Raw genomic sequence first — 25336 nt, forward strand, 5'->3', positions numbered from 1 at the left:
GCGATGGCGGCCTACAGTTGATAGCTGAAACTGATGCTGTAGCGCGTCCGTCGGTTGAAGGTGTCCAGCGCCTCGTCCGACATCGGCTTGGCCGCCTCCAGCGCGATGTTGTAGTACTTCGCATCGCCGAACCTGAGCCCGACCGCTGCCGACGACAGGCTGTTGGCCTGCACCGGCAAGCGGTTGAACCAGCTGCGTGAGCGGTCCAGCACCACGTAGGGCTGCAGGATGCGCACCCAGTTGCCGTCGCGGTTGAAGCTGTAGTTGATCTCGTAGGCCACGCCCCAGCCTTTGTCGCCGGAGGCCTGGTCGTCGGGGTAGCCGCGGCCGAAGTTCTGGCCGCCGAACACCGCCCGCTCGCTGTCGGGCAGGGTGTCGTCGCTCCAGTACAGCGCCGCCGACGCCACCCCTTGCCAATTGTCGAAGAACTTGTCGCTCTGCACCCCGGACAGCCGCAGGCGGAAGAAGCTCAGGTCGATGGCGTCGTTGTTGGTGTGGGCGCCCATGCTGTCGAAACCCTGGTAGACGCCGCCGCTGAGGATCCGCAGTTGCCGGGCGTCGGCCTTGCGCCAGTCGCTTTCGAAGGCGAGGGCGCGGATGTCGGTGCGCTCCTCGACGCTCAGCGGATAGCCGATGACCTTGTAGCGGGTCTTGTCGTTGACCGCGTACAGGCGCGAGCCGGCGGTCAGCAGTTCGTTGGGCGCGGCGATCAGCGGCAGGCTGAAGCCGAAGGAGTAGCGGTCGTTCTCGCGGTGCGGCTTGAGTTGCAGACCGTTGGCCAGCAGCACGTTGGTGCCGGGGTCGGCGCGGTAGCGCGAGGCGGACAGGTTCAGTTGCGAGCCTTCGTCGTCGATGAACTGGCTGTAGTCCGCGCGGTAGTAATGCTCGTGGTCATCCCCCGGCGGAAACAGCCCGCTGAGGGTCAGCTGTTCGCCCATCGACGTCTGTGAATTGCTGCTGACGCCGAGCAGCGCCTGGGTACCGTTGCGGTTGTCTTCGGTGGTGCTCAGGGTGCTGGTGAACGGCTTGCGGCTGGCCTGGGCGAGCAGCGTCGTGGCGCCGTCGGTGGTGCCGGGCGGCGGCACCTGGGCCTGCAGGGTGACGCCGGGGATGCGGGTCATCAACGTGGTGTAGCGTTCGAAGGTCTTGCGGGTCAGCGGGCGTTCGGCCTGGATCTTGGCCGCCAGCCGGTCGAGCAGTCCCTTGACCCGTCCGATGTCGCCCTGCACCTGTACGTCGCGCACGTAACCCTCCACCAGCACCACCCGCGCCGTGCCCTCGTCGAAGGACTGCTGCGGCAGGAAGGCGTAGGACAGCAGGTAGCCGTCCTGCTGGTAGCGGCGGGTGATGCTGCGGGTCGCTTCGATCAGGTCGGCGAGGCTGGATTCATGGCCGATCAGGGGTTGGTAGACGGCCGCCAGCTCGTTCAGCGGGTAGAGCGTGCCGCCCTCGATCTGCACGGTCTTCAAATTGACTTTCGTGCTCATCATCAGCGGCTGCGAAGCCGTGGCGCCGGGCTCCGGAACCTGCAGCGGCGCGGCGTTCGGGCGGTAGGCGTCGGCCGGCAGGTTGGGCACCGGCAGGTTGCGGATGGTTTCGTTGCTGTTGAGGAAGCTGGGCAGGGTGTCGGCGAGGGCGGTGCAGCTGAGACCGAAAAACAGCAGGGACGCCATGATGCGCATAGGACACTCCATGTTCAGACCGCAGCACTTGGCTGATTCTTTCCCAAGAAAAAAGCGGAAGTCCCGTCGGAATCTTCCGCTCTCAACCAAGCGTAGGCGCTGTAGGTATGGCCGTCGAATCGGCCAGGTGCAATTCAGCGATTGGTGCCGCCCAGTGCGCCGGTCAGTCCGCCGAGCGCGCCGCCCAGTCCGCCGCCGGTGCTGGCGGTGCTGCCGCCGTTGACCAGGCCGCCGACGGCGGAAACGGTGCCGCCCACGGCGGTCACGGTGTTGCCGACGGCAGTGACGACAGGGTTGCTGCCGGTGCCGGCGATGGCGCCGCCCACGTTGGCGACGGTGCCGCCCACCTGGCCGGTGAGGCCGGCCACCGGGCTGCCGACGCCGGTGGCGGCGCCGACGTTCTGGGTCAGGCTGGAGACCGCAGTGGTGACCGGCGCCAATCCGCTGCCCACGTTGGTGCCCAGGGTCGCCAGCGGCGTGGTGGGGCTGGTGATCGGGGTGCCCGAACCGCCCAGCACGGTGTTGACCGAAGCCACCACGTTGCCGGCCGATGCCAGGATGCCGCCGGGGGCCGTCAGGCTGCCGTTGCCGGAGGCCGCGCCGCCGCCGACGTTGACCGCTGCGCCGCCGACGGTCTGCAGCAGGCCGGTGCCGCCCAGGCCGCCGGTTGCGCTGCCGGTGCCGTTGTCGGTCAGCCCGCCGGCCTTGGCGACCGTGGTGCCGACGTTGCTCAGGGCGCCGCCTACGGTGCTGGTCAGCGCATTGCCGTTGCCGGCGCCGGTGACATTGTCGCCCACGCCATCGACGGCGCCGCCGACTCTTTGCAGCACGCCGTTGAGCGGCGCGCCCAGGCCCGTGGCGGCACCGAGATTGTCGGTGGTGCTTTCGACCATGGCGATCACCGGCACGAGCCGGTCGCCCACTTGCTGGGTGGCCGAGCCGAGGGGGCCGCTGGTGGTCGCGGTGCTGAGGGTGTCTCCGAGCATGGTGACCCGTTCGCCCACGGCGTTGAGCGTCGGTGCGACCCGGGTGACCACGCCGCCGACCACCGGAACGCTGCCGGTGGCGGTGGCCAGCTGGCCGCTCAGGTCGGACACGCCGTTGCCCACATCCTGCACCACGCCGCCGACCGCCGAGGCGGTCACGCCCAGGCCATTGTCGGTGGTGGCCAGGTTGCCGAGGCCGTCGGCCACGCCATTGCCCAAGGTGCTCACCACGTTGCCGGCGGTCCTGGCGAAGCTCTGCACGACACCGCCGACCACCGGCGCGCCGCTGAGCGCATCGCCGACCTGGCCGACGCCGTCGCCGACGCCGGCCACGGTGTTGCCCGCGTCCTGCACCAGGTTGGTGGTCACCAGCGGTTGAGGGCCGGTGGGGTTGGTCGGGTCGGTCGGATCCGTGGGGTTGGTCGGGTTGGTCGGGTCAGTGCCGCCGGTCCCACCGGTTCCGCCTGTGCCACCGGTGCCGCCGGTGCCTGCCGTGTCGCCGCTGCCGGTCGATCCACCGGTGCCGCTTGTGCCGGCGGCGGTTCCGTCCGATGAAGAGCTGCCGGAGCTGCTGTGATGGCCGCCACCGCCGCTGCTGCAGCCGGCGAGGCCGAGGGAGAGGGAGAGGATCAATGCCAGAGCTGTCGCTGTCTTGCACCACGCTTGATTGTTCATGATTGAGAGTCCTTGCACCTGTCACAACGTTCGTTGTTGTCGAGGGCTCCCCGGTTCTGTCGCCGGCGATGCCTTCGTCCGTTGCGGCCATCTCAATCGAGCGGTTGGATCCACGCCATTCTCAAGTTTGTATTAACGCCTTCCTGCAAGGGGGCTCGGATGCTGCCTAAGGACTAATCCTGTGGTGATAGGTGCGCAGAAAAAGGCCTTGAAAATCAAAGGCAGGCGCCAGGCGCCCCGGGCAGTGCGGCGCGTGGAGACTTTGGTGATATATACACAATTGACAGGTCGGCAGGCCCCTTGGCGGTGAGCGGGCCTGCCTGCCCGGAGCGAGGCGTATCAGGCGACCGGCCGCCAGTCGCCCACCATGTGCTCCAGCCCGGCGGCCCCGGTCAGGCGCAGTTCGCCGCTGGAGCCCGCTGCGCTGGCCAGCAGCGTCACCTCGCTGGGCAGCCGCACCGGCTTGCGAAAGTGCACGGTCACCTCCAGGTTGGCCCGGGGCAGCCGGTCGGCCAGCGCAGCGAGGGTGCGGGCCTTGTTCCACAGGCCGTGGGCGATGGCGCTGGGGAAGCCGAACAGTTTCGCGCTGGGGCCGCTCAGGTGGATCGGGTTGCAGTCGCCGGACACCTTGGCGTATCGCCGGCCGATGTCCGTCGGGGCGCTCCACTGCGCCACTTCCGTCAAGGGCAGCGACGGTTCCCACGCCGGGGCCTGCGGCTCGCCCTCAAGCTTCACGCCGCGGCACAGCATCCGGCTTTCGGCTTCCCACAACGGCCCGAGCTGATCGTCGAGGGTGGTCAGCAGGTCGAAGGTCGCGCCCTTGGGGTGGGGTTGCAGGTTGCGCACCTGCACGCCGACCAGCGCCCGGCCGACTCCGCCCATCGGCCGCAGCACGCGGAGCCGGTTGCTCAGGTGGATCAGCCCCAGCAGCGGGAACGGAAACGCCTTGTCCGTCAGCAGGCGCATCTGCAAGGCGAACGCCAGAATGTGCGGATAGGTGGGCGGCAGCAGGCCGTCGTCGGCAAAGCCGCAGACGTTGCGGTAGGCCGCCAGCCGCCGGCCATCGACGTCCACCCAGCAGCGCAGTCCCAGGTCGGGCAGGGTGGTGCCGGTAATCCTGCGGCGGGTCGCGGCCCGCAGGTAAAGGCCGGGCAGGCCCGGCTCGCGATCCAGTGTCTGCCAGTCGTTGCTCATCCTAGGCCCCCAGCACGCTTTGCCCGCAGACCCGCAAGGCCTGCCCGGTGAATGCGCCGGTGCCCGGCTGCGCCAGCCACGCCACCGCTTCGGCGACGTCCTGGGGCAGGCCGCCCTGGCCCAGGGAACTCATGCGCCGGCCGGCCTCGCGCAGGCCGAACGGAATGTGCGCGGTCATCTGGGTCTCGATGAAGCCGGGCGCCACGGCGTTGATGCTGATGCCCCGTGCGTGCAGCGCCGGCGCCCAGGCCTGGGCCAGCCCGATCAGCCCGGCCTTGCTCGCTGCGTAGTTGGTCTGCCCGCGGTTGCCGGCGATGCCGCTGATCGAGGCCAGCAGGATGATCCGTGCGTGGTCGTGCAGGGCGCCGCTGTCGAGCAGGGCCTGGGTCAGTACCTGAGGGGCGTTGAGGTTGACCGCCAGCACCGCGTCCCAGAAGTCCGGCGTCATGTTGGCCAGGGTCTTGTCGCGGGTGATGCCGGCGTTGTGCACGAGGATGTCTAGGCCGTCGGGCAGCTGTTCGGTCAGTTGCGCGGCGGCGTCCCCGGCGCAGATGTCGAGGGTGACGGCGCGTCCGCCCAGCCGCGCGGCGAGGGCTTCGAGGTCGGCCTTGGCCGGCGGCACGTCGAGCAGGATCACGTCGGCGCCGTCGCGGGCCAGGGTCTCGGCGATGGACGCGCCGATGCCCCGCGCCGCGCCGGTCACCAGCGCCTTGCGCCCGGCCAGGGGCCGCGTCCAGTCGCCGACCTGGGTGTTGCAGGCCTGGAGGCGGATCACCTGCCCGGACACGAAGGCGCTCTTGGGCGACAGGAAAAACCGCAGTGGGCCTTCCAGCTGACCCTCGGCGCCGTCGCCGACGTAGATCAGTTGCAGGGTGCCGCCGCTGCGCAGTTCCTTGGCCAGCGAACGGGAGAACCCTTCGAGCGCCCGTTGCGCGCTGGCGGCGAACGGATCGTCCAGCGATTCGGGAGCGCGGCCCAGGATCACCAGGTGGGCGCAGCGGTCGAGGCTCTTGATCAACGGCTGGAAGAATTCGCGCAGCCGCTTGAGCGGGTCGGTGCGCTGCAGGTCGCTGGCGTCGAACACCACGGCCTTGAGTTTCGGGCCGGCGCCGGGAATCCACTCGGTGAAGGAGGCCGGTTCGTCGCCGTAGCGGTAGATGGCGTCGGTCAGGCGGTTGGCGAAGGCGCCCACGCGCGCGGCCAACGGCCCGCCGCCGATCAGCAGCGCGCCTTCGACCGGCCGCAGCCGCCCGGCCTGCCAGCGCTCCAGCCGCACCGGCGACGGCAGGCCCAGGGCGCCGACCAGGCGGCGGCCGAGGGATGAGTTGGCGAAGTCGATATAGCGGTCGGACATGGAGCGCTCTCCGGGAAAAGGTGTTCAGCGTGTGGACTGCCGCAGGCAAACAATCGTTCGGTCCGCGCAATAAGGCCTACGCTTGAACACTGAGGTTTAGCAGGTCTTGCGCAGAAATGCGGATCTTGTGGGGGCAACGGTCCTGTCCGTCGGCGCATGGGCTGACGCCATCGCCAGCAGGCTGGCTCCCCCATTGTTCTGCAGTGACCGTGAACTCTGCCTTCACCCCAAATCCCTGTGGGAGCCAGCCTGCTGGCGATGGCGACGGTCCCGGCGCCGCAGGATTTGAATCAAGACAGCTATTCCCCTTACGGCTTGAAATCCAACAAGGAGCTTTTCATGACTCAGCTGCGCCGCGTCGCGATCATCGGCGGCAACCGGATACCGTTCGCCCGCTCCAACGGGCCTTACGCCACCGCCAGCAACCAGGCGATGCTCACCGCCGCGCTGGAAGGCCTGATCGAACGCTACGGCCTGCACGGCCAGCGCCTGGGCGAAGTGGCGGCGGGGGCGGTGCTGAAGCTGTCGCGGGACATGAACCTGACCCGCGAATGCGTGCTCGGCTCGCGGCTGTCGCCGGCCACGCCCGCCTACGACATCCAGCAGGCCTGCGGCACCGGCCTTGAGGCGGCGCTGCTGGTGGCCAACAAGATCGCCCTCGGCCAGATCGAGTGCGGCGTGGCCGGCGGCGTCGACACCACGTCGGACGCCCCCATCAGCGTCAGCGAAGGCCTGCGCAAGATCCTGCTGCAGGCCAACCGGGCCAAGACCACGGGCGACAAGCTCAAGACCTTTCTGCAGTTGCGCCCCCGGCACCTGATCCCGGAGTTCCCGCGCAACGGCGAACCGCGCACCGGGCTTTCGATGGGCGAGCACTGCGAGCTGATGGCGCAGACCTGGAACATCTCCCGCGAGGACCAGGATCTGCTGGCGCTGGACAGCCACCACAAACTGGCGGCGTCCTACAGCGAAGGCTGGCACAACGATCTGACGACGCCGTTCCTGGGCCTGACCCGCGACAACAACCTGCGCCCGGACCTGACCCTGGAGAAACTGGCGACCTTGAAGCCGGCCTTCGAGAAAAGCGCCAAGGGCACGCTGACCGCCGGCAACTCCACGCCGCTGACTGATGGCGCCTCGGTGGTGCTGCTGGGCAGCGAGCAATGGGCGCAGGCGCGGGGGTTGCCGGTGCTGGCGTACCTGCGGGACGGCGAAGCGGCGGCGGTGGATTTCGTCAACGGCGCCGAAGGGCTGCTGATGGCGCCGGTCTACGCGGTGCCGCGCCTGCTGGCGCGCAACGGCCTGACGTTGCAGGACTTCGACTACTACGAAATCCACGAGGCCTTCGCCGCGCAGGTGCTGTGCACGTTGAAGGCCTGGGAAGATGCGGACTACTGCAAGACCCGCCTGGGGCTCGACGCGCCGCTGGGCGCCATCGACCGCAGCCGGCTGAACGTCAAGGGCAGTTCGCTGGCGGCCGGGCATCCGTTCGCCGCGACCGGCGGGCGGATCGTGGCCAACCTGGCCAAGCTGCTGGACGCGGCGGGCAAGGGGCGCGGCCTGATCTCGATCTGCGCGGCGGGCGGGCAGGGCGTCACCGCGATCCTCGAACGCTGAGCGTCTGTCGGCGGCCGCTCGGCCGCCATCGCCAGCAGGCTGGCTCCCACAGGGTTTCGGGGTGAATGCAAAAGCTGTGGTCACCGCACGCCCCTTGTGGGAGCCAGCCTGCTGGCGATGGCGCCGGTGAGGGCGCCACTGGGCGAGTCAGGTGCGGAAGCGCCTGACCAGCCCGTCCAGCTCGTTCGACAGCCCCGCCAGGCTCTGGGAGTCCAGCCGCGCCGAGTTCGCCAGTTCCGCCACCAGTTGCGCATCGCCGTGGATCTGACTGATGTGGCGGTTGATGTCTTCGGCCACCTGATGCTGCTCTTCGGCGGCCGTGGCGATCTGGGTGTTCATGTCGCGGATCACGTCCACCGACTCGCGGATCTGGCCGAAGCTTTCCCGCGCCTCGCCGATGCGCGCCACCGACTGCTGCGACACGTCGAGGCTGGCGCGCATCTGTTGGGTGACTTCGCTGGTGCGGCGGGCGAGGTTGCCCAGCAATCCGTCGATTTCCGCCGTCGAGTCCGCCGTGCGCTTGGCCAGCGCCCGCACCTCGTCGGCCACCACCGCGAACCCGCGGCCCTGCTCGCCGGCCCGGGCCGCTTCGATGGCGGCGTTGAGCGCCAGCAGGTTGGTCTGTTCGGCGATGGAGCGGATGGTGCCGAGGATCGACTGGATGTCGTTGCTGTCACGCTCCAGTTGCTGCATCGACTGGGCCGACTGCTCCAGTTCCTGGCTCAACTGGTCGACGCTGTTCACCGCCGCGTCGATCTGCTGCTGGCCGTGGCGCGCCTGGCGCTGGCCGCTGTCGGCGGACTCGGCGGCCTGGCTGCACGAGCGGGCGACCTCGTTGGCGGTGGCGACCATTTCGTGGAACGCCGTGGACACCATGTCCACCGCTTCGCGCTGGCGCCCGGCGGCTTCGGCCATGTCGCCGGAGACCCGGGTGGAGCTCTGCGAGGTGGCGAGGATTTTCCCCGCCGCGCCGCCGATGTGCTGGATCAGGCTGCGGATCGCGGTGAGGAACTGGTTGAACCAGTTGGCCAGTTGCGCGGTTTCGTCGCTGCCGCGGATGTCGAGGTTCTTGGTCAGGTCGCCTTCGCCCTGGGCGATGCCTTCCAGGCCGCTGGCCACGCTGCGGATCGGCCGCACGATCAGGCTGGCGAAACTGGCGCCGACCCCCGCGAACACCACCGCCAGCACGGCGGCGATGATTGCGATCAGCCAAGTCAGCTGGGTCGCGGAACTCATCACGTCGCTGCGCTTGATCAGGCCGACGAACGTCCAGCCCAGTTGCTCCGACGGCCAGACGTTGGCCATGTAGCGCTCGCCGTCGAGCTCGACCTCCACCAGGCCCTTGCCGGCCTTGGCCAGTTGCGCGTAGCCGTCGCCGAGGCTGTCGAGGGCCTTGAAGTTGTGTTCCGGGCGCTTCGGATCGACCAGCACCGTGCCGCTGTTTTCCAGCAGCATCAGGTAGCCGGACTCGCCGAGCTTGATCTGCTTGACGATCTCGGTGAGCTGCTTGAGCGTCACGTCGATGCTGACCACGCCGCCGTTGGCGCCCAGCTTGTTGTCGATGGTGCGCACGGTGCTGACGTAGGTCGCGTCGTCCTGCGCCCAGTAGTAGGCGGCGGTGCGCAGCGGCTTGCCCGGCTTGGCCTGGGCGGCCTTGTACCAGGGGCGCTGGCGCGGGTCGTAGTTGCTCAGCTTGGGGTCGTCGGGCCACGACACGTAGCCGCCGGCCGCGGTGCCGACGATGGCGTAGGCGTAGGCCGGGTGGCTGTTGCCCAGGTCCTGCAGGAAGGCGAACACCTTTTTGTCCATCTCGCCCTGGGGGACGCTTTCGGCGTTGGCGCTCATGTAGGTCTTGAGGCTGTCGTCGGTGTTCTTGATCAACGGTTGCGTCGCCAGGTAGTCGACGTTCTGGCTGATGCCGTCGAAGAACAGCTGCATGGCGTTGTTGACCTGACGGATCTCGCGTCCGCTGCCGTCGACAAATTCGTCCCGGGCATCGCTGCGCAGGTTCAGTACCACCAGGGTGGCGACCAGCACCACCGGCAAGCAGGCGATGATCGCAAACGCCCAGGTCAACTTCTGTTTGATGTTCATCCGCGCTCCAGATTTTCTTGTTAGCCCACGCAGTGCAGATGACTCGCGGTTATTGGCAGCCGAAAAACGTTGTGCAGCGTCCGGATCCTTCGGGGCGGCTTCGTTCTTTTTCGGGGAACGATTGTCGGACAAAATCCTCTGTCTCTGATGACTTCGGCTGGCGGAGAGGGAAGTTGAGGGCTGCGCGGAAAAATCCTTCGACGGCGGTTTCCCGTGTCAGATTCTGTCGCAAATGCCTTCGGGATCCATCGCCAAACGGTGGGGCGGGCTCGGCTATGATTCGGCACAGTGTGTGCATTCACAGGTTCACAGGTCGGCAACCCCTCCCCGTGGCGCGAGGATTGCCGTATAACGAGTGACATTCGCGTGTTTGGTTATAAAGGACCCACAATAAAAGCTGATGAAGACTCCAAAACGCATTGAACCCCTGATCGAGGACGGTCTGGTCGACGAAGTGCTGCGCCCGCTCATGAGCGGCAAAGAAGCAGCTGTTTATGTGGTGCGCTGCGGCAATCAGTTACGTTGCGCCAAGGTCTACAAGGAGGCGAACAAACGCAGTTTCCGTCAGGCGGCCGAGTACCAGGAAGGCCGCAAGGTGCGCAACAGCCGGCAGGCCCGGGCGATGGCCAAGGGCTCGAAGTTCGGGCGCAAGGAGGCCGAGGACGCGTGGCAGAACGCCGAGGTCGCGGCGCTGTTCCGTCTGGCCAACGCCGGGGTGCGGGTGCCCAAGCCCTACGACTTCCTGGACGGCGTGCTGCTGATGGAGCTGGTGGCCGACGAGCACGGCGATGCGGCTCCGCGGCTCAACGACGTGGTGCTGGAGCCGGACGAGGCCCGCGAGCATCACGCGTTCCTGATCTCGCAGATCGTGCTGATGCTGTGTACCGGTCTGGTGCACGGTGACCTGTCGGAGTTCAACGTGCTGCTGTCGCCGACCGGGCCGGTCATCATCGACCTGCCGCAGGCGGTGGACGCGGCGGGCAACAACCACGCGTTCAGCATGCTGGAGCGGGACGTCGGCAACATGGCGTCGTACTTCGGCCGGTTCGCCCCGGAACTGAAGAACACCCGCTACGCCAAGGAAATGTGGGCGCTCTACGAGGCCGGCGCCTTGCATCCGGGCAGTGTGCTGACGGGCGAGTTCGCCGATTCCGAGGAGCAGGCGGATGTCGGCGGCGTGATGCGCGAGATCGAAGCGGCGCGCCGCGACGAGGAGCGCCGCCGGGCCATGCGCGAAGCGGAGGATGCGCCGCCGGGCAAGTCCGACGAGCCGCCGACGCCACCGTGGATGCAATGACCGCGTGACCCTGGACACTGAAATCCTGCTGGCGATAGCGGCCTGCCAGCCTCCCGAGATTTGGCTGTGCCGGCCCTGTCGCTTGCAGTCAATCTCCCGCAATGGTTTGGGATGAGCGCCGATCCTGAGTAGATCCGCCTACCTGTGGGAGCTGGCTTGCCAGCGATAGCGGCCTGGCAGCCACCCTCAATGTTGAATGTGCTGGCCCCATCGCTGGCAAGCCAGCTCCCACAGTGATTGGTGTGAATCACGATGCCAATGTGGGAGCCAGCCTGCCGGCGATGGATCTCAGGCGCGGGCCGGCTGCGCGCAGCACCCCGAGGCCAGCTCCTTGAGGATCGGGCAGTCCGGGCGGTGGTCGCCGTGGCAGTGCTCCACCAGATCCTGCAGGGTGTCGCGCAGTTCGCCCAGTTCGCGGATTTTCTGGTTCAGCTCGTCGATGTGCTGGCGGGCCAGGGCCTTCACGTCGGCGCTGGCGCGCTGGCGGTCCTGCCATAGGGTCAGCAGCTTGCCGACCTCCTCCAGCGAAAAGCCCAGGTCGCGCGAACGCTTGATGAACGCCAGGGTGTGCAGGTCGCCGTCGCCGTAGACCCGATAGCCGCTGTCGGTGCGGTGGGCCGCCTGGAGCAGGCCGATCGACTCGTAGTAGCGGATCATCTTCGCGCTCAGGCCGCTGTGGCGGGCCGCTTGGCCGATGTTCATCGGTTGTCCTCCGGATCCTCGGGTTGCCAGGTCTTCAACAGTAGCGCATTGCTCACCACGCTGACGCTGGACAGTGCCATCGCGGCGCCGGCCAGCACCGGGTTGAGCAGGCCGAACGCCGCCAGCGGGATGCCGATCAGGTTGTAGACAAAGGCCCAGAACAGGTTCTGGCGGATCTTGGCGTAGGTCTTGCGGCTGATCTGCAGGGCCGCCGGCACCATGCGCGGATCGCCGCGCATCAGGGTGATGCCGGCCGCGTGCATGGCCACGTCGGTGCCGCCGCCCATGGCGATGCCGATGTCGGCGGCGGCCAGGGCCGGGGCGTCGTTGATGCCGTCGCCGACCATCGCCACCACGCCGGACTTCTTCAGGTCGGCGACCGTGGCGGCCTTGTCCGCCGGCAGCACTTCGGCGTGCACGCTGTCGATGCCCAGCGCCTCGGCGACTGCCCGTGCGCTGCCGCGGTTGTCGCCGGTCAGCAGGTGGCTGCGGATGCCTTCTGCGGTCAGTCGCTGCACGGCGGGCAGGGCGCCGGGCTTGAGGGTGTCGCCGAAGGCGAACAGGCCGAGCACGCGGGGTTCGGGGCCTTGCTCGATCAGCCACGACAGGGTGCGGCCTTCGGCCTCCCAGGCGCTGGCGGCGTCGGCCAGCGTGCCGGCGCCCAGTCCGCTTTCCTCCAGCAGACGGCGGTTGCCCAGGGCCAGGCGCCGCCCGTCGAGGTGGCCGGCGATGCCGCGGCCGGTCAGGGACTGGCTGTCGCTGACGTCCGGCACATTCAGCCGGCGTTCGGCGCAGGCGTCCAGCACGGCTTTGGCCAACGGGTGTTCGCTGCCGCGCTGCAGGGCGCCGGCCTGTTTCAGCAGGGTGTCTTCGTCGCCGTCCAGCGCGCTGAAATGGGCGATGCGCGGGGTGCCGGACGTCAGGGTGCCGGTCTTGTCGAAGACCACGGCATTGACTTCGTGGGCCCGCTCCAGCGCCTCGGCGTCCTTGATCAGGATCCCGTGGCGCGCCGCCACGCCGGTGCCGGCCATGATCGCGGTGGGCGTGGCCAGTCCGAGGGCGCACGGGCAGGCGATCACCAGCACGGCGACGGCGTTGATCAGCGCGGTCTCCAGCGGTGCGCCGTACAGCCACCAGCCGACCAGCGTGGCTAGCGCCAGCACCAGCACGGCGGGCACGAACACCTGGCTGACTTTATCCACCAGTTTCTGGATCGGCGCCTTGGCCGCCTGGGCGTCCTCCACCAGGCGGATGATGCGGGCCAGCACGCTCTCGGCGCCGAGCGCGGTGGTGCGCACCAGCAGGCGGCCCTCGCCGTTGATGGCGCCGCCGGTGACCGTGTCCCCCGGCCGCTTGGGCACCGGCAGGCTCTCGCCGCTGATCAGCGCCTCGTCGGCATGGCTCTGGCCTTCGAGCACTTCGCCGTCCACCGGGAAACGTTCGCCGGGCTTGACCAGCACGGTGTCGTCAAGGCGCAGGGCGCTGATGGCCACGTCCTGTTCGCGGCCGTCGATGACCTGGACGGCGCGCTCGGGCCGCAGTGCCTCCAGCGCGCGGATGGCGCTGGCGGTCTGGCGCTTGGCGCGGCTTTCCAGGTATTTGCCCAGCAGCACCAGGGCGATCACCACCGCCGACGCCTCGAAATACAGGTGCGGCATGCGCCCGGCGGCGGTGGCCCATTCGTACACGCTCAGGCCGTAGCCGGCGCTGGTGCCCAGGGCCACCAGCAAGTCCATGTTGCCGGCCCCGGCGCGCACGGCTTTCCAGGCCGCCTTGTAGAAGCGCGCGCCGAAGACGAACTGCACCGGGGTGGCGAGGGCGAACTGCGCCCAGGCCGGCAGCATCCAGTGCACGCCGAACGGTTGCAGCAGCATCGGCAGCACCAGCGGCAAGGCCAGGGCGATGGCGCAGAACAGCGCCCAGCGCTCATGCTTCAGGCGTTGTTCTTGGGTGTCGGCGCCGGGATGCTCAAGCTCGAAGACGCTGGCCGTATAGCCGGCCTTGCCCACGGCGGCGATCAGGCTCTGCGGGTCGACGGCACCGAGCAGCTCCAGGTGGGCCCGTTCGTTGGCGAGGTTGACGCTGACGCGCTTCACCCCGGCGACCTTGGCCAAGGCGCGCTCGACGCGGCCGACGCAGGAGGCGCAGGTCATGCCGTCGATGCTCAGCTCCAGCGTTTGCTGCGGCACGCTGTAGCCGGCGTGCGTCACGGCGTCGATCAGCGCCGGCAGGCTGTCGCCGGGCGCCTGCACGCGGGCCTGTTCGGTGGCGAGGTTGACGCTCACGGCGCTGGCGCCGCTGACCTTGCTCAAGGCCCGCTCGACCCGACCGGCGCAGCTGGCGCAGGTCATGCCCGCGATGGGCAGGTCGAAGGTGGTGGATTCGGACATCGGTCGTACTCCCTGTAGTGGATGCCTACAAGGATCAACCTTGCCATGCGGGCAAGGTCAAGCGCCAATCGCCAGGTTGTCGCAGGGGGGCTGGGGGCCCTATCGCCAGCAGGCTGGCTCCCACAAGTGTTCTGTGGTGAACGCAGAGGCTGCATTCAGGCGAGATCCCCTGCGGGAGCCAGCCTGCTGGCGATGGCGCCCGTCCAGACACCGCAGGACAGAAACCAAGGCTCAGTAACCCAGACCGGTGCGCTTGAGGTACATGCCTTCCCGGGTCATGGCGATCCGGTACTTCTGCACGTCGCCGGCCTTGAGCGTGATCTCCTGCGAGCCCGGCGCCAGCATCCCCGGATTGCAGCCCGGCATCTGCCCCGGCAGCAGTTTCAGGCGCAGCGACACGGTGCCCGGCGGCAGGTTGAACGAGGTGCTCTGTTCTTGGAACAGACGCGCCGACAGTTGATCCTGGATGTAGATGCCGATCTCGCAGGAGGTCGACACTTCCAGGCGCTCGCGGGAAATGATCAGCACCCCGTAATCCTCGGCGGCGGCATGCGCCGAAGGGATCGCGGCAAAGAGGCTGAGGAAGCCAAACAGGCTGAAAACTGACCAGCGCATGGCTGAATCTCCTGAATTCGAGTCATTGATGCACGCAGCTTGGCCGACTGAAGCGTCGATTGCCAGCCCGGCAGTTGTTCGCAGAACTTGACCTTGCCATGGTGGCAAGCCTGAGACTGCCGGCAACCTCACTCGAAAAGGAGTCGTTCCATGCAAGTGTTCACGGTTGAAGGCATGTCCTGCGGTCACTGCGTCCGGGCCATCACCCAGGCGGTGCAGAGCAAGGATCCCGCCGCCAGCGTGCGGGTCGATCTGGCGGCCAGGGAAGTCGGCGTCGAGAGTGCGCTGAGCGCCGAACAGGTGATCGCCGCGATCAGCGAGGAAGGCTACGTCGTCAAGGTCGCCTGACCGGTTCAATAGATAGCGAGCTACCGGATTGTCCGAGGCGTCCCGGCGCGGCTAGACTGTCGGGCCTGTCCCATGCCCGACACTCTGCCCAATCTGGATGCCTGATGAACCTGCGTACAATTCTGATTCTCGGTGCCTTGAGCGCCTTCGGCCCGCTGGCGATCGACTTCTATCTGCCGGCGTTCCCGTCGATGGCGCAGGCGTTCGGCACCGATGAGAAACACGTTCAGCTGACGTTGGCGGCGTATTTCCTCGGGCTGTCCTTCGGGCAGTTGCTGTACGGCCCGGTGGCCGACCGCTTCGGCCGGCGCATTCCGCTGCTCACCGGCATCGGCCTGTTCACCGTCGCGTCCCTGGCCTGCGCCTATGCGCCGAGCCTTGAGTGGCTGATCGGCGCGCGGTTCGTGCAGGCGCTCGGCGGTTGCGCGGGGATGGTGATTTCCCGGGCGGTGGTCAGCGACAAGTGCGACGCGGTGGGCGCGGCCAAGGTCTTTTCGCAGTTGATGCTGGTGATGGGGCTGGCGCCGATCCTGGCGCCGATGCTCGGCGGCCTGCTGGTCAACACCACAGGGTGGCAGTCGATCTTCCTGGCGCTGACCGGCTTCAGCGCGCTGGCCGGACTGGCGGTGGCGCTGGGCCTGCCGGAAAGTCTGCCGGCCCACGTGCCGCGTCAACCGCTGTCCGGCGCGCTGCGCCAGTACGGTCGGCTGATCAAGGATCCGATCTATCTCGGCCACGCCCTGACCGGCGGCATCGCCATCGCCGGGATGTTTTCCTACATCGCCGGCTCACCGTTCGTGCTGATCAAACTGTATGGCGTGCCGGCCGAGCATTTCGGCTGGTTCTTCGGCGCCAACGCGGCGGGGTTCATTCTGGTGGCGCAGGTCAATGCGCGGCTGTTGGCCAAGCGCGGCCCGGCGTTCCTGCTGGCGCGCGCGGTCTGGGTGTACTTGGCGGCCGGGCTGACGCTGCTGGCGGTCAGTGCGCTGCATACCGCTGCGCTGTGGCCGCTGCTGATTCCGCTGTTCATCTGCATCGCCAGCCTCGGCTGCATTCTGCCGAATGCGTCGGCCTGTGCGATGAACGGCCAGGGTGCCCGGGCCGGCAGCGCGTCGGCGATGCTCGGATTCCTGCAGTTCAGCGTCGCGTCCGGTGCGGCGGCGTTGGTCGGCGTGCTGCACGACGGCAGCGCGATGCCGATGGCTTTGGTCATCAGCCTGTGCGGACTGCTGGTGGTGAGCGCGGCGGTGTTCACCCGTCGCTTGCAGAATGCCCGTGCGCTGGCGCAGGCCGCGGCCTGAGGCGCAGGCTTCAGCCGGCGGCGCGTTGCCGGTCGGGGTCGGGGATCCGGTGGGGCGCGTGAAGGCGCGCTTCGAGGGTGCGGGTGAAGGCCAAGGCTTCGGCCTCGCTGCGGAATGTCACGGCGTGCTGGTCAAGACGGACTTGCCACTGGGACTTTGCCACTTCTTTTATCAGGATCTTCATTGCTGACCTCCCGTACGTAAAAGATTGCATCGCAGAGGTCTCGATTGTAGACCCGAATGCGATCGCATTTGTGACAAGGGTCAATTCTCGGACTGACGGTGCCGCCCGCCGTCGGACGGCACCGGTAGACGTCCGGATCAGAAGCCTTCCAGCACAATCTTGCCCTTGGCCTTGCCGCTTTCCAGCAGGGCGTGGGCGCGGCGCAGGTTGGCGGCGTCGATGCGGCCGAAGTACTCGCCGACCGTGGTCTTCAGCGTGCCGTCGTCAATCAGCCCGGCCACCCGGTTGAGCAGCTTGTGCTGTTCGAGCATGTCGGCGGTCTCGAACAGCGAGCGGGTGTACATGAACTCCCAGTGCAGCGACAGGCTCTTGCGCTTGAGCTTGGTCACGTCCAACGACTTGGGGTCATCGATCAGCGCCAGTTTGCCCTGCGGCGCCAGGGCCTCGACCAGTTGGTCCAGATGCTGGTCGGTCTGGGTCAGGCTCGCGACATGGGTCACGTGGCCGATGCCGGCGCGCTTGAGCGCTTCGCTCAGCGGCTGGCTGTGGTCGATCACGTGGTCGGCGCCCAGTGCGCTCACCCAGTCGCGGGTCTGCGGGCGGGAGGCGGTGCCGATCACCGTCAGGCCGGTCAGGCGGCTGGCCAGTTGGGTCAGGATCGAACCGACGCCGCCGGCCGCGCCGACGATCAGCAGGCTCTGGCCTTCATCCTGTTGGCCTTCGCGGATCTGCAGGCGTTCGAACAGCAGTTCCCAGGCGGTGATGGCCGTCAGCGGCAGGGCGGCGGCTTCGGCAAACCCCAGGGACTTGGGCATGTGGCCGACGATCCGCTCATCCACCACATGCAGTTCGCTGTTGCCCCCGGCCCGGGCGATGGAACCGGCGTAGAACACCTTGTCGCCGGCCTTGAACAGGGTCACCTCGTTGCCGACCGCCTTGACCGTGCCGGCCACGTCCCAGCCCAGCACTTTCGCCGCGCCGCCTTCCGGCGCCACGTTCTGGCGGACCTTGGTGTCCACCGGGTTGACCGAGATGGCCTTGACCTCCACCAGCAGGTCGCGGGGGCCGGGGACCGGTTCCGGCAGCTCGATGTCTTGCAGGGATTTTTCGTCGCTGATCGGCAGGGACGCGTAATAGGCGATGGCTTTCATGAGGGACTCCGGGAAAAGGGTAGGGGATCAGGCGATGGCGCGCAGGCGCTTGAGTTCGAAGTGTTCGAGGAACTCGCCGGCCTGCGCCCGGAAATGCTGGATGTGGGCGCTGGCGTCGTGGGCCTGGAGGGCTTCGTCGCTGGCCCAGCGCTCGATCATGTAGAAGGCCGATGGATTGGCCAGATCCTGGTGCAGGTCGTACTGGCTGCAGCCGGCCTCGGCGCGGGTCGGCTCGATCAGGGCGCGCAGGTGCTGTTCGAGGGCCTCTTGCCGTCCGGGTTTAGCGATCAGGGTGGCGATGGCGGTGAAGGGCTGGGACATGTTCGGCTCCGCAAGCGTGATGTTTTCGGTGGGGTGGATCATTGGCTATTTCGGTGCGCGATAAAACCGGCTAAAAGAACAGTCTCTTTCAATGGTTTTTTGATAATAGAGGTCGGAATGCTGCGTTTCGATGACTTGCAGCTGTTTGTGCGGGCGGCGGACCTGGGCAGCCTGTCGGCGGCGGCGCGGGTGATGGACATGTCCGCCGCAGTGGCCAGCGCAGCGCTCAAGCGCATCGAACGGCAGTTGGGCGCGCGTCTGCTGGCGCGCTCCACCCGCAGCCTGCGCCTGACCGCCGAGGGCGAAGGGTTTCTCGAATACGCCCGGGCGGCGCTGGGCAGCCTGGACGAGGGCCGGCGCCTGCTGGCCAGCGGGCAGGATCAGGTCAGCGGTGTCCTGCAGTTGTCCGCGCCCTCGGACTTCGGCCGCAACCTCCTGCTGCCGTGGCTCGACGAGTTCCAGCGCGAACACCCCAGGCTCACCGTGCGCCTGTTGCTGGGCGACCGCATCGCCGACCTGTTCCGGCAACCGGTGGACATCGCCCTGCGCTACGGCGAACCGGAAGACTCAAGCCTGGTGGCGCTGCCCGTCGCCGCCGACAACCGGCGCGTACTCTGCGCAGCGCCGGCCTACCTGAAGCGGTGCGGGGAACCGCGCCAGCTGGAGCAGCTGGCGCAGCACAACTGCCTGCTGTACATGCTTGGCGGCCGTGTTCACGACCACTGGACCTTTCATGACGGCAAGCGGGAAATAGGCCTGACCGTCAGCGGCGACCGCTTCAGCGACGATGCCGACGTGGTGCGCCTGTGGGCGGTGGCGGGGGCCGGCATTGCCTACAAGTCCTGGCTGGATGTGGCGGCGGATGTCGAGGCCGGACGTCTCAAGGTGCTGCTGCCCGAGCTGCTGTGTGAGCGCGCTCCGCTGAATCTGCTGTGCGCCCATCGCGCTCAGTTGAGTAAGCCGGTGAACCTTCTGCGGGCGATGCTTGCCAGCCGATGCGCTGAATTGAGTGGCCGGTTTCCCTCTTTGCGCGGGTCTGATCATTAGTCGCAGGCAAAAAGAGAAATTTCCCTCAGGATCAATCACCTCTCAGGCCCGTCCCGACGCAGGACGCGACGGACATCGCGCTTATACTAGCGCTCGCCTCTAGCCTGCACGGGCGCAGCCGGGCACGGTGCGTGCCTTGCCCGGCCCGCGGCCGTCGCCGCGACTTGGCCGTCGGCCCATGACCGATCAAGATGCCCGCGGGCAGTGGACGAAACGATTCAACAGGGAGTGAATACATGGAACATGCACCTTGCATCAGCCAGATCGCCGCGTTGCTGGCCGATCCCAAGCGCAGCGCGATGATGTGGGCGCTGATGGACGGTTCGGCCCGCCAGACCGAGGAGCTGGCACTGCTGGCAGGGCTTTCGCCGTCGTCGGCCAGCGCGCACCTGACGCGGTTGTCCTCCGGTGGTCTGTTGAAGGTCGAGAACCGCGGACGCAAGCGCTTTTTCCGCCTGGCGGCCCCGGAGGTCGGTGCGGCGATCGAGGCATTGGCCAGCGCCTCGATCGCCAGCGCCCCACGGAACATCCCGGCGGCGCTCACCCGCACCGCGCCGATCCTGCGGCCGCAGCCTGCGCCTTCGCCGCTCTTGCGTGCGCGCTTCTGCGACGACCACTTGGGCGGCACGCTGGCCGCCGACCTCTACCAGCGCCTGCTCGATGCCGGCTGGATCGAGCAGATCGAGCAGCGGGTGGCGGTCACCCACAAGGGCGCGACGCAACTGGCGGCACGCGGCGTGTTCATCCAGGCCCTGGCCCACCGCAACGTGCAGGTGGCCTGCGCCTGCCCCGACTGGAGCGAGCGCCGTCCGCACATGGGCGGATCGCTCGGCGCCGCCTTGCTGCAGCTGTTCATGCAGTCGGGCTGGCTGACGCTGCTCAACGAGTCCCGTGCGCTGCAGCTGACGGCGGCGGGGCAGCGGGAAATCCATCGCTTCGCCCGGGAGACCGAACTGGAAATGGCCTAGCGGAGCGTTCCGGCGCCCATGTCGCCGGGCACGGCGTCGCTGACGGCTGCCGGCAGGTCGCATCCAGCACTAAGGCCGGTGCGCTATCGCGCACACTCGATCCGGGGATATCCGGAGAGGGGAAGCGGCATGGACACACAAGGCTTCAGTGCGGCAGAACGGTTGGAACGGTTGCCGCTGAGCGGTTATCACCGGCTCATTTTCATCATCATCGCCCTGGCGTTCTTCTTCGACTCCATGGACCTGGCGATGATGACCTTCCTGCTCGGCTCGATCAAAACCGAATTCGGCCTGAGCAGCGCCGAGGCGGGGTTGCTCGCCAGTTCGAGCTTCTTCGGCATGGTGCTGGGGGCGTCGCTGTCCGGCATGCTCGCCGACCGCTTCGGGCGCAAACCGGTGTTCCAGTGGAGCATCGTGCTCTGGGGAGTGGCCAGCTACCTGTGCTCAACGGCGCAGACGGTCGAGACGCTGACGCTGTTCCGCATCCTCCTGGGGATCGGCATGGGCATGGAGTTTCCGATTGCCCAGTCGATGCTTTCCGAACTGATCCCGGCCCGCAGCCGCGGGCGCTACATCGCCTTGATGGATGGTTTCTGGCCGTTGGGGTTCGTTGCGGCCGGGGTGCTGTCCTACTGCCTGTTGCCGCTGATCGGCTGGCGCGACATTTTCCTGGTGCTGGCGGTGCCGGCGGTGTTCGTCCTGGCGATCCGCTTCTGGATACCCGAGTCGCCGCGCTGGCTGGAGCAGGCGGGCCGGCATGCGGCGGCCGACCGGGTGCTGTGCGGCATCGAAGACCGGGTGCGGGCATCGCTGGGCGTTGCGCAACTGCCGTCGCCGGTGCGCCTGCCACGCACCGACTCGGCACCGGGGCATTTCTTTTCGGCCCTGGCGCAGATCTGGTCGCCTTTGTACCGCCGGCGCACGGCCATGATCTGGAGCCTGTGGTTCTTCGCCCTGCTCGGGTTCTACGGACTGACGTCCTGGCTCAGTGCGCTGCTGCAACAGTCGGGCTTCGCCGTGACCCAGTCGGTGTACTACACGGTGCTGATCTCCCTCGGCGGGATTCCCGGATTCCTCATGGCGGCGTGGCTGGTGGAGCGCTGGGGACGCAAGCCGGTGTGCATCGTCACGCTGCTCGGCGGCGGGGTGATGGCGTTTCTCTATGGGCAGAGCGCCGTGTTCGGCGGCAATGTCACGCTGCTGATCGGCACGGGACTGTTGATGCAGTTTTTCCTGTTCGGCATGTGGGCGGTGCTTTACACCTACACCCCGGAGCTGTACCCGACGTCGGCGCGCGCCACCGGATCGGGGTTCGCCTCCGCGGTCGGCCGCATCGGCTCGCTGCTCGGGCCGTTGATCACCGGCCTGGTGTTCCCGGTCACCGGGCAAGGCGGGGTGTTTGCGCTGGGGGCGCTGTGCTTCGCCATGGCGGCGGGGGTGGTCTGGCTGTTCGGGATGGAGACCCGGGGCAGGACGCTCGAGGAGCTGAGCGGGGCGCAGAGCGTCGGCTGAACACCGACGCCTCATCGCCAGCAGGCTGGCTCCCGCAGGGTGGGAACGGGCCTGCTGGCGAAAGGGACGTTACGGTTTGACCAACCGTGCATCCAGGCTGTTCTGCGCCAGGCGTTTGGCCTGGTCCTGGGTCATGCCCAGGTGGGTGTGCAGCGCGTGGAAGTTTTCGGTGACGTAACCGCCGAAGTACGCCGGGTCGTCCGAGTTCACCGTGACCTTCACGCCGCGTTCGAGCATGTCGAGGATGTTGTGCTGGGACATGTGGTCGAACACGCAGAGTTTGGTGTTCGACAGCGGGCACACGGTCAGCGGGATCTGCTCGTCGATGATCCGCTGCATCAGGCGCTCGTCTTCGATGGCGCGCACGCCGTGGTCGATGCGCTGGATCTTCAGCAGGTCGATGGCTTCCCAGATGTACTCCGGCGGGCCTTCCTCGCCGGCGTGGGCGACGGTCAGGAAGCCTTCGCTGCGGGCGCGGTCGAACACCCGCCGGAACTTGCTCGGCGGATGGCCCATCTCGGAGCTGTCCAGGCCCACGGCCACGAACGCATCGCGAAACGGCAGCGCCTGGTCGAGGGTCTTCTGCGCTTCGTCTTCGCTCAAGTGGCGCAGGAAGCTCAGGATCAGGCCGCTGGTGATGCCCAGTTGCTGTTCGCCGTCCTTCAGGGCGGCGGCGATGCCGTTGAGCACGGTCTCGAACGGGATGCCCCGGTCGGTGTGGGTCTGCGGGTCGAAGAACGGTTCGGTATGGATCACGTTCTGTGCCTTGCAGCGCAGGAGGTAGGCCCAGGTCAGGTCGTAGAAGTCCTGGGAGGTGCGCAGCACATCGGCGCCCTGGTAATACAGGTCGAGGAATTCCTGCAGGTTGTTGAAGGCGTAGGCCTTGCGCAGGGTGTCGACGTCGCTCCACGGCAGGGCGATCTTGTTGCGTTCGGCCAGGGCGAACAGCAGCTCGGGCTCCAGCGAGCCTTCGAGGTGCAGGTGCAGCTCGGCCTTGGGCAGGGCGTTCAGCCAGTCGTACATGGTCTTTTCTCATCAGGTGCGGTTGGCGGGCATTCTACAGATGTGCGCCGCAACAGATGGCAAAACCTGACCGGGCGATCATCGCGCGGCTCGGACAAAACGGTGGGAGCCCGCCTGCTGGCGATGGCGTCGGTCAAGGCACCGCAAGGCAGGAGCAATACAGTCGCCCCCGCCCTGGATGCCCTCGGATCAGGCGCCGGCGATCAGTTGCCGCGCCGCCTGGCTGTGGTCGGCGATCAGGCCTTTGAGGTCCAGCCCTTCGACCTGGCCGTCGATCACCCGCCACTTGCCGCCGACCATCACCCGGTCGGCCCGGTCCGCGCCGCACAGCAGCAGCGCCGACACCGGGTCGTGACTGCCGGAGAACCGCAGCTCATCGAGCTTGAACAGCGCCAGGTCGGCCTGCTTGCCCACCGCCAGCTCGCCGATGTCGGTGCGCCCCAAAAGGCTCGCCGAGCCCTTGGTCGCCCAGCCCAGCACCCGTTCCGGGGTGATCTTTTCGGCGCCGTAGCGCAGGCGCTGGATGTACAGGGCCTGGCGGGCTTCGAGGATCATGTTCGACGCGTCGTTGGACGCCGAACCGTCCACGCCCAGGCCCAGCGGCGCGCCGGCGTCGGTCAGTTCGATGCTCGGGCAGATGCCGGACGCCAGGCGCATGTTCGAGCTCGGGCAATGGCAGATGCCGGTGCCGGCGGCGCCGAGGCGGGCGATTTCGTCCGGGTTGAAATGGATGCCGTGGGCCAGCCAGGTGCGCGGACCGAGCCAGCCGACGCTGTCCAGGTAGTCCACGGTGCGCAGGCCGAAGCGTTGCAGGCAGAAGTCTTCCTCGTCGAGGGTTTCGGCCAGGTGGGTGTGCAGGCGCACGTCGAGCTTGTCGGCGAGTTCGGCGCTGGCGGACATGATTTGCGGGGTCACCGAGAACGGCGAGCACGGCGCCAGGGCGATCTGGATCTGCGCGCCGGCGCCGCGCTCGTGGTATTCGCGGATCAGGCGCTGGCTGTCGTCGAGGATCACCTGGCCTTCCTGCACGGTCTGCTGCGGCGGCAGGCCGCCGTCCTTCTCGCCCAGGCTCATCGAGCCCCGGGTGAGCATCGCCCGCATGCCCAGCTCGCGGACGCTCTGCACCTGCACGTCGATGGCGTTTTCCAGGCCGTCCGGAAACAGGTAATGGTGATCGGCGGCGGTGGTGCAGCCCGACAGCAGCAGTTCGGCCAGGGCGACCTTGGTGGCCAGGGCGAGCTTCTCCGGGGTCAGGCGCGCCCACACCGGGTACAGGGTCTTCAGCCAAGGGAACAACGGCTGGTTGACCACCGGCGCCCAGGCGCGGGTCAGGGTCTGGTAGAAGTGGTGATGGGTATTGATCAGGCCCGGCAGGATGACGTGCTCACGGGCGTCGAACACTTGATCGCACGGCGCGGACGGTCGCTGGCCGGCGGCGAGCGTTTCGGCGATCAGGCCGTCCTGCAGCACCAGGCCGCCACGGGCGTCGAGGTGGTTGGCGGTGAAGATCGCGAGGGGATTCTGTAGCCAGATACGGGTCGCAGGCATGGTGGCCGGCTCCTCTGAAAGTAGGGTTCAGGGTTGCCAGCTCAGTGTTGCCCTGTCTGCTGATCCAGGGTCGCCGCGGGGGCGAGGTGCGCAGTGTCAGACAAAACCGTGCCGCGGGCAAGCCGGATCCGACCGGACAGCCGCCAATGCGGTGACTGCAGAACCCTGCGGGAGCGGGCTGCCCGCGAAGACGGCGGCACATTCGACAGGAATGTGCCTTCAAAGCCGCTATCGCAGGCAGGGGATCACCAGGGAATGGTCTCGCCCTTGTAGTTGACGAAATGATGCCCGCCCTTGCCGGCGAACGCGTCCACCTGATCCACCAGGCCACGGGTGCTGGTGTCCACGTCGATGTCGGCGCCTTCGCCGCCCATGTCGGTCTTCACCCAACCCGGGTGCAGCGACAGCACGGTGAGCTTCTGCTCGCCCAACTGGGTGACGAAGCTGTTGGTCATCGAGTTGAGCGCCGCCTTGCTGGCCTTGTAGAGGGCCAGTTCCGGTGCGTCGGGCATGGTCACGCTGCCCAGCACCGAACTCATGAAGGCCAGCACGCCGCTGCCGTCGCGGATCTGCCCGACGAAGCGCTGGGCCAGGTTGATCGGCGCCACGGCGTTGGTGAAGAACAGCTGGCCGACTTCCGCCAGCGTCGCGCCGCCGGGCGTCTGCACCTCGGGGCCCTTGACCCCGGCGTTGACGAACAGCAGGTCGAAGGTCTCGCCCTTGAGCTGCTGGCTGAGGGCGATCACGGCTTGCTGGTCGTCCATGTCGAGTTTCTCGATCCGCACCTTGCCCAGCGCTTTCAGCGCCTGGGCAAGGTGCGGATCGCGGACGGTCGCGGTGACCTGCCAGCCGTCGGCCAGCAGGGTCTTCACCAGGCCCAGGCCCAGGCCACGGGAGGCGCCGATGATCAGTGCGGTTTTTGCGGACATGAAGGGCTTCCTTGAATGTTCAGGCTCGTGGGTTCAGCGGGCACGCCTGGCCGAGCCGCTGCTGCAGCTCGGTGCGCAGGGCACCCAGTTCGTTGATGCGGGTTTCGATCAGTTGCAGCTTGTCGCGCAGCAGTTGGGCGACGGCGCTGTCCGGGTCCGGCGCTTGCCACAGTGCGGCGACGCTGCCGCCGATTTCGTTGAGGGTGAACCCCAGGCGCTGGGCGGTCTTGATGTAGAGCACCAGTTGCACCGTCTCCGGCGGATAGTCGCGGTAACCGTTGGCGGTGCGCTGTGCGGCGATCAGCCCGCGCTGCTCGTAGAAGCGCAAGGTGTCGCGGCTGACGGCGCTGGCCTGGGCTAACTCACCGATGCGCATCTGGGGCGTCCCGAAAGTGTTT

At 67.6% G+C, this 25336-nt stretch carries 22 protein-coding genes and 1 pseudogene; 7 read left to right on the top strand and 16 right to left on the bottom strand.

What is annotated here, in order from left to right:
* Positions 1 to 11 precede the first annotated feature (11 nt).
* The 4 genes from ACIP0B_RS10490 to ACIP0B_RS10505 all read right to left on the bottom strand — a co-directional run bounded on the left by ACIP0B_RS10490 (position 12) and on the right by ACIP0B_RS10505 (position 5891).
* A complete protein-coding gene (locus tag ACIP0B_RS10490; protein WP_400831714.1) occupies positions 12 to 1682 on the bottom strand; it encodes a ShlB/FhaC/HecB family hemolysin secretion/activation protein in 1671 nt (556 codons plus the stop codon).
* 134 nt (positions 1683 to 1816) lie between these two features.
* On the bottom strand, positions 1817 to 3343 hold the full coding sequence (locus ACIP0B_RS10495) for a collagen-like triple helix repeat-containing protein (protein ID WP_400831716.1): 1527 nt from the start codon (positions 3341 to 3343) through the stop codon (positions 1817 to 1819).
* Positions 3344 to 3682: 339 nt separating this feature from the next.
* Positions 3683 to 4537, bottom strand: a complete 855-nt coding sequence (locus ACIP0B_RS10500) for a MaoC/PaaZ C-terminal domain-containing protein (protein ID WP_400831718.1) — start codon at positions 4535 to 4537, stop codon at positions 3683 to 3685.
* Between the two features lies 1 nt (position 4538).
* Positions 4539 to 5891 (bottom strand): 3-oxoacyl-ACP reductase, encoded by a 1353-nt coding sequence (locus ACIP0B_RS10505; RefSeq protein WP_400831720.1) that lies wholly within the window; start codon positions 5889 to 5891, stop codon positions 4539 to 4541.
* Between the two features lie 339 nt (positions 5892 to 6230).
* Here ACIP0B_RS10505 and ACIP0B_RS10510 point away from each other — a divergent pair, with 339 nt between their 5' ends.
* Positions 6231 to 7508, top strand: a complete 1278-nt coding sequence (locus tag ACIP0B_RS10510) for an acetyl-CoA C-acetyltransferase (RefSeq protein WP_400831722.1) — start codon at positions 6231 to 6233, stop codon at positions 7506 to 7508.
* Between the two features lie 147 nt (positions 7509 to 7655).
* On the opposite strand, the gene ACIP0B_RS10515 is transcribed toward ACIP0B_RS10510, so the two are convergent.
* Positions 7656 to 8423 carry a methyl-accepting chemotaxis protein gene (locus ACIP0B_RS10515; RefSeq protein WP_371857102.1) on the bottom strand — a complete coding sequence of 256 codons (768 nt, stop codon included), beginning with the start codon at positions 8421 to 8423 and terminating at the stop codon, positions 7656 to 7658.
* A 90-nt stretch (positions 8424 to 8513) separates the two neighbouring features.
* Positions 8514 to 9602 (bottom strand): annotated as a pseudogene (locus tag ACIP0B_RS10520) (sensor histidine kinase); the annotation flags it as partial.
* A gap of 400 nt (positions 9603 to 10002) precedes the next feature.
* Here ACIP0B_RS10520 and ACIP0B_RS10525 point away from each other — a divergent pair.
* Positions 10003 to 10899 (top strand): PA4780 family RIO1-like protein kinase, encoded by an 897-nt coding sequence (locus tag ACIP0B_RS10525; protein ID WP_400831723.1) that lies wholly within the window; start codon positions 10003 to 10005, stop codon positions 10897 to 10899.
* A 288-nt stretch (positions 10900 to 11187) separates the two neighbouring features.
* On the opposite strand, the gene cueR is transcribed toward ACIP0B_RS10525, so the two are convergent.
* From cueR to ACIP0B_RS10540, 3 genes are all read right to left on the bottom strand, one after another.
* Positions 11188 to 11601 (bottom strand): Cu(I)-responsive transcriptional regulator, encoded by a 414-nt coding sequence (gene cueR, locus ACIP0B_RS10530; RefSeq protein ID WP_217893789.1) that lies wholly within the window; start codon positions 11599 to 11601, stop codon positions 11188 to 11190.
* On the bottom strand, positions 11598 to 13991 hold the full coding sequence (locus ACIP0B_RS10535) for a heavy metal translocating P-type ATPase (RefSeq protein WP_400831725.1): 2394 nt from the start codon (positions 13989 to 13991) through the stop codon (positions 11598 to 11600). Before ACIP0B_RS10535 ends, cueR begins: the two co-directional genes overlap by 4 nt.
* Before the next feature lie 231 nt (positions 13992 to 14222).
* Positions 14223 to 14606 carry a hypothetical protein gene (locus ACIP0B_RS10540; protein WP_400831726.1) on the bottom strand — a complete coding sequence of 128 codons (384 nt, stop codon included), beginning with the start codon at positions 14604 to 14606 and terminating at the stop codon, positions 14223 to 14225.
* Between the two features lie 150 nt (positions 14607 to 14756).
* Here ACIP0B_RS10540 and ACIP0B_RS10545 point away from each other — a divergent pair, with 150 nt between their 5' ends.
* Together ACIP0B_RS10545 and ACIP0B_RS10550 are read left to right on the top strand one after the other, a co-directional pair.
* On the top strand, positions 14757 to 14954 hold the full coding sequence (locus ACIP0B_RS10545) for a heavy-metal-associated domain-containing protein (protein ID WP_400831728.1): 198 nt from the start codon (positions 14757 to 14759) through the stop codon (positions 14952 to 14954).
* A gap of 104 nt (positions 14955 to 15058) precedes the next feature.
* Complete coding sequence (locus ACIP0B_RS10550) at positions 15059 to 16255, top strand: multidrug effflux MFS transporter (RefSeq protein ID WP_400831729.1); 1197 nt, start codon at positions 15059 to 15061, stop codon at positions 16253 to 16255.
* A 10-nt stretch (positions 16256 to 16265) separates the two neighbouring features.
* On the opposite strand, the gene ACIP0B_RS10555 is transcribed toward ACIP0B_RS10550, so the two are convergent.
* The 3 genes from ACIP0B_RS10555 to ACIP0B_RS10565 all read right to left on the bottom strand — a co-directional run bounded on the left by ACIP0B_RS10555 (position 16266) and on the right by ACIP0B_RS10565 (position 17911).
* The gene (locus ACIP0B_RS10555; protein WP_400831730.1) at positions 16266 to 16439 is read right to left on the bottom strand and encodes a hypothetical protein; all 174 of its coding nucleotides are present in this window, start codon (positions 16437 to 16439) and stop codon (positions 16266 to 16268) included.
* Positions 16440 to 16576: 137 nt separating this feature from the next.
* Entirely contained in the window at positions 16577 to 17590 is a 1014-nt protein-coding gene (locus tag ACIP0B_RS10560; RefSeq protein ID WP_400831731.1) for a zinc-binding alcohol dehydrogenase family protein, read from the bottom strand.
* Positions 17591 to 17617: 27 nt separating this feature from the next.
* Positions 17618 to 17911, bottom strand: coding sequence for a putative quinol monooxygenase (locus tag ACIP0B_RS10565; RefSeq protein ID WP_400831733.1), 294 nt, complete (start codon positions 17909 to 17911; stop codon positions 17618 to 17620).
* Between the two features lie 117 nt (positions 17912 to 18028).
* On the opposite strand from ACIP0B_RS10565, the gene ACIP0B_RS10570 reads away from it, so the two are divergent.
* The 3 genes from ACIP0B_RS10570 (at position 18029) to ACIP0B_RS10580 (ending at position 21438) form a co-directional block, all read left to right on the top strand.
* Positions 18029 to 18958 (top strand): LysR family transcriptional regulator, encoded by a 930-nt coding sequence (locus ACIP0B_RS10570; RefSeq protein ID WP_400831734.1) that lies wholly within the window; start codon positions 18029 to 18031, stop codon positions 18956 to 18958.
* A gap of 236 nt (positions 18959 to 19194) precedes the next feature.
* A complete protein-coding gene (locus ACIP0B_RS10575; protein ID WP_400831736.1) occupies positions 19195 to 19926 on the top strand; it encodes an ArsR/SmtB family transcription factor in 732 nt (243 codons plus the stop codon).
* Positions 19927 to 20055: 129 nt separating this feature from the next.
* Positions 20056 to 21438, top strand: coding sequence for an MFS transporter (locus tag ACIP0B_RS10580; protein WP_400831738.1), 1383 nt, complete (start codon positions 20056 to 20058; stop codon positions 21436 to 21438).
* 69 nt (positions 21439 to 21507) lie between these two features.
* Here the strand turns inward: ACIP0B_RS10580 and ACIP0B_RS10585 are convergent, their stop codons facing one another.
* The 4 genes from ACIP0B_RS10585 to ACIP0B_RS10600 form a co-directional block, all read right to left on the bottom strand.
* Positions 21508 to 22461 carry an adenosine deaminase gene (locus ACIP0B_RS10585; RefSeq protein ID WP_085582608.1) on the bottom strand — a complete coding sequence of 318 codons (954 nt, stop codon included), beginning with the start codon at positions 22459 to 22461 and terminating at the stop codon, positions 21508 to 21510.
* Between the two features lie 189 nt (positions 22462 to 22650).
* Positions 22651 to 24009: an 8-oxoguanine deaminase gene (locus ACIP0B_RS10590; RefSeq protein WP_400831740.1), complete on the bottom strand. Its 1359-nt coding sequence runs from the start codon at positions 24007 to 24009 to the stop codon at positions 22651 to 22653.
* A gap of 245 nt (positions 24010 to 24254) precedes the next feature.
* The gene (locus ACIP0B_RS10595; RefSeq protein ID WP_400831741.1) at positions 24255 to 24938 is read right to left on the bottom strand and encodes an SDR family oxidoreductase; all 684 of its coding nucleotides are present in this window, start codon (positions 24936 to 24938) and stop codon (positions 24255 to 24257) included.
* A gap of 19 nt (positions 24939 to 24957) precedes the next feature.
* Complete coding sequence (locus tag ACIP0B_RS10600) at positions 24958 to 25314, bottom strand: MerR family transcriptional regulator (protein ID WP_400831743.1); 357 nt, start codon at positions 25312 to 25314, stop codon at positions 24958 to 24960.
* Between the last annotated feature and the right edge of the window lie 22 nt (positions 25315 to 25336).

This window comes from Pseudomonas sp. NPDC089534 (assembly GCF_044749305.1).
In the GTDB taxonomy this organism is placed as follows: domain Bacteria; phylum Pseudomonadota; class Gammaproteobacteria; order Pseudomonadales; family Pseudomonadaceae; genus Aquipseudomonas; species Aquipseudomonas ekonensis.

Bases quoted from the DNA above. Each gene is read 5' to 3' on its own strand.
- ACIP0B_RS10505 (WP_400831720.1), bottom strand. From the start codon at position 5,891: ATGTCCGACCGCTATATCGACTTCGCCAACTCATCCCTCGGCCGCCGC.
- ACIP0B_RS10550 (WP_400831729.1), top strand. From the start codon at position 15,059: ATGAACCTGCGTACAATTCTGATTCTCGGTGCCTTGAGCGCCTTCGGC.
- ACIP0B_RS10535 (WP_400831725.1), bottom strand. From the start codon at position 13,991: ATGTCCGAATCCACCACCTTCGACCTGCCCATCGCGGGCATGACCTGC.
- ACIP0B_RS10495 (WP_400831716.1), bottom strand. From the start codon at position 3,343: ATGAACAATCAAGCGTGGTGCAAGACAGCGACAGCTCTGGCATTGATC.
- ACIP0B_RS10510 (WP_400831722.1), top strand. From the start codon at position 6,231: ATGACTCAGCTGCGCCGCGTCGCGATCATCGGCGGCAACCGGATACCG.
- ACIP0B_RS10600 (WP_400831743.1), bottom strand. From the start codon at position 25,314: ATGCGCATCGGTGAGTTAGCCCAGGCCAGCGCCGTCAGCCGCGACACC.
- ACIP0B_RS10515 (WP_371857102.1), bottom strand. From the start codon at position 8,423: ATGGCCGAAGCCGCCGGGCGCCAGCGCGAAGCGGTGGACATGGTGTCC.
- cueR (WP_217893789.1), bottom strand. From the start codon at position 11,601: ATGAACATCGGCCAAGCGGCCCGCCACAGCGGCCTGAGCGCGAAGATG.
- ACIP0B_RS10545 (WP_400831728.1), top strand. From the start codon at position 14,757: ATGCAAGTGTTCACGGTTGAAGGCATGTCCTGCGGTCACTGCGTCCGG.
- ACIP0B_RS10555 (WP_400831730.1), bottom strand. From the start codon at position 16,439: ATGAAGATCCTGATAAAAGAAGTGGCAAAGTCCCAGTGGCAAGTCCGT.
- ACIP0B_RS10570 (WP_400831734.1), top strand. From the start codon at position 18,029: ATGCTGCGTTTCGATGACTTGCAGCTGTTTGTGCGGGCGGCGGACCTG.
- ACIP0B_RS10500 (WP_400831718.1), bottom strand. From the start codon at position 4,537: ATGAGCAACGACTGGCAGACACTGGATCGCGAGCCGGGCCTGCCCGGC.
- ACIP0B_RS10565 (WP_400831733.1), bottom strand. From the start codon at position 17,911: ATGTCCCAGCCCTTCACCGCCATCGCCACCCTGATCGCTAAACCCGGA.
- ACIP0B_RS10540 (WP_400831726.1), bottom strand. From the start codon at position 14,606: ATGCGCTGGTCAGTTTTCAGCCTGTTTGGCTTCCTCAGCCTCTTTGCC.
- ACIP0B_RS10560 (WP_400831731.1), bottom strand. From the start codon at position 17,590: ATGAAAGCCATCGCCTATTACGCGTCCCTGCCGATCAGCGACGAAAAA.
- ACIP0B_RS10525 (WP_400831723.1), top strand. From the start codon at position 10,003: ATGAAGACTCCAAAACGCATTGAACCCCTGATCGAGGACGGTCTGGTC.
- ACIP0B_RS10585 (WP_085582608.1), bottom strand. From the start codon at position 22,461: ATGTACGACTGGCTGAACGCCCTGCCCAAGGCCGAGCTGCACCTGCAC.
- ACIP0B_RS10595 (WP_400831741.1), bottom strand. From the start codon at position 24,938: ATGTCCGCAAAAACCGCACTGATCATCGGCGCCTCCCGTGGCCTGGGC.
- ACIP0B_RS10590 (WP_400831740.1), bottom strand. From the start codon at position 24,009: ATGCCTGCGACCCGTATCTGGCTACAGAATCCCCTCGCGATCTTCACC.
- ACIP0B_RS10490 (WP_400831714.1), bottom strand. From the start codon at position 1,682: ATGCGCATCATGGCGTCCCTGCTGTTTTTCGGTCTCAGCTGCACCGCC.
- ACIP0B_RS10580 (WP_400831738.1), top strand. From the start codon at position 20,056: ATGGACACACAAGGCTTCAGTGCGGCAGAACGGTTGGAACGGTTGCCG.
- ACIP0B_RS10575 (WP_400831736.1), top strand. From the start codon at position 19,195: ATGGAACATGCACCTTGCATCAGCCAGATCGCCGCGTTGCTGGCCGAT.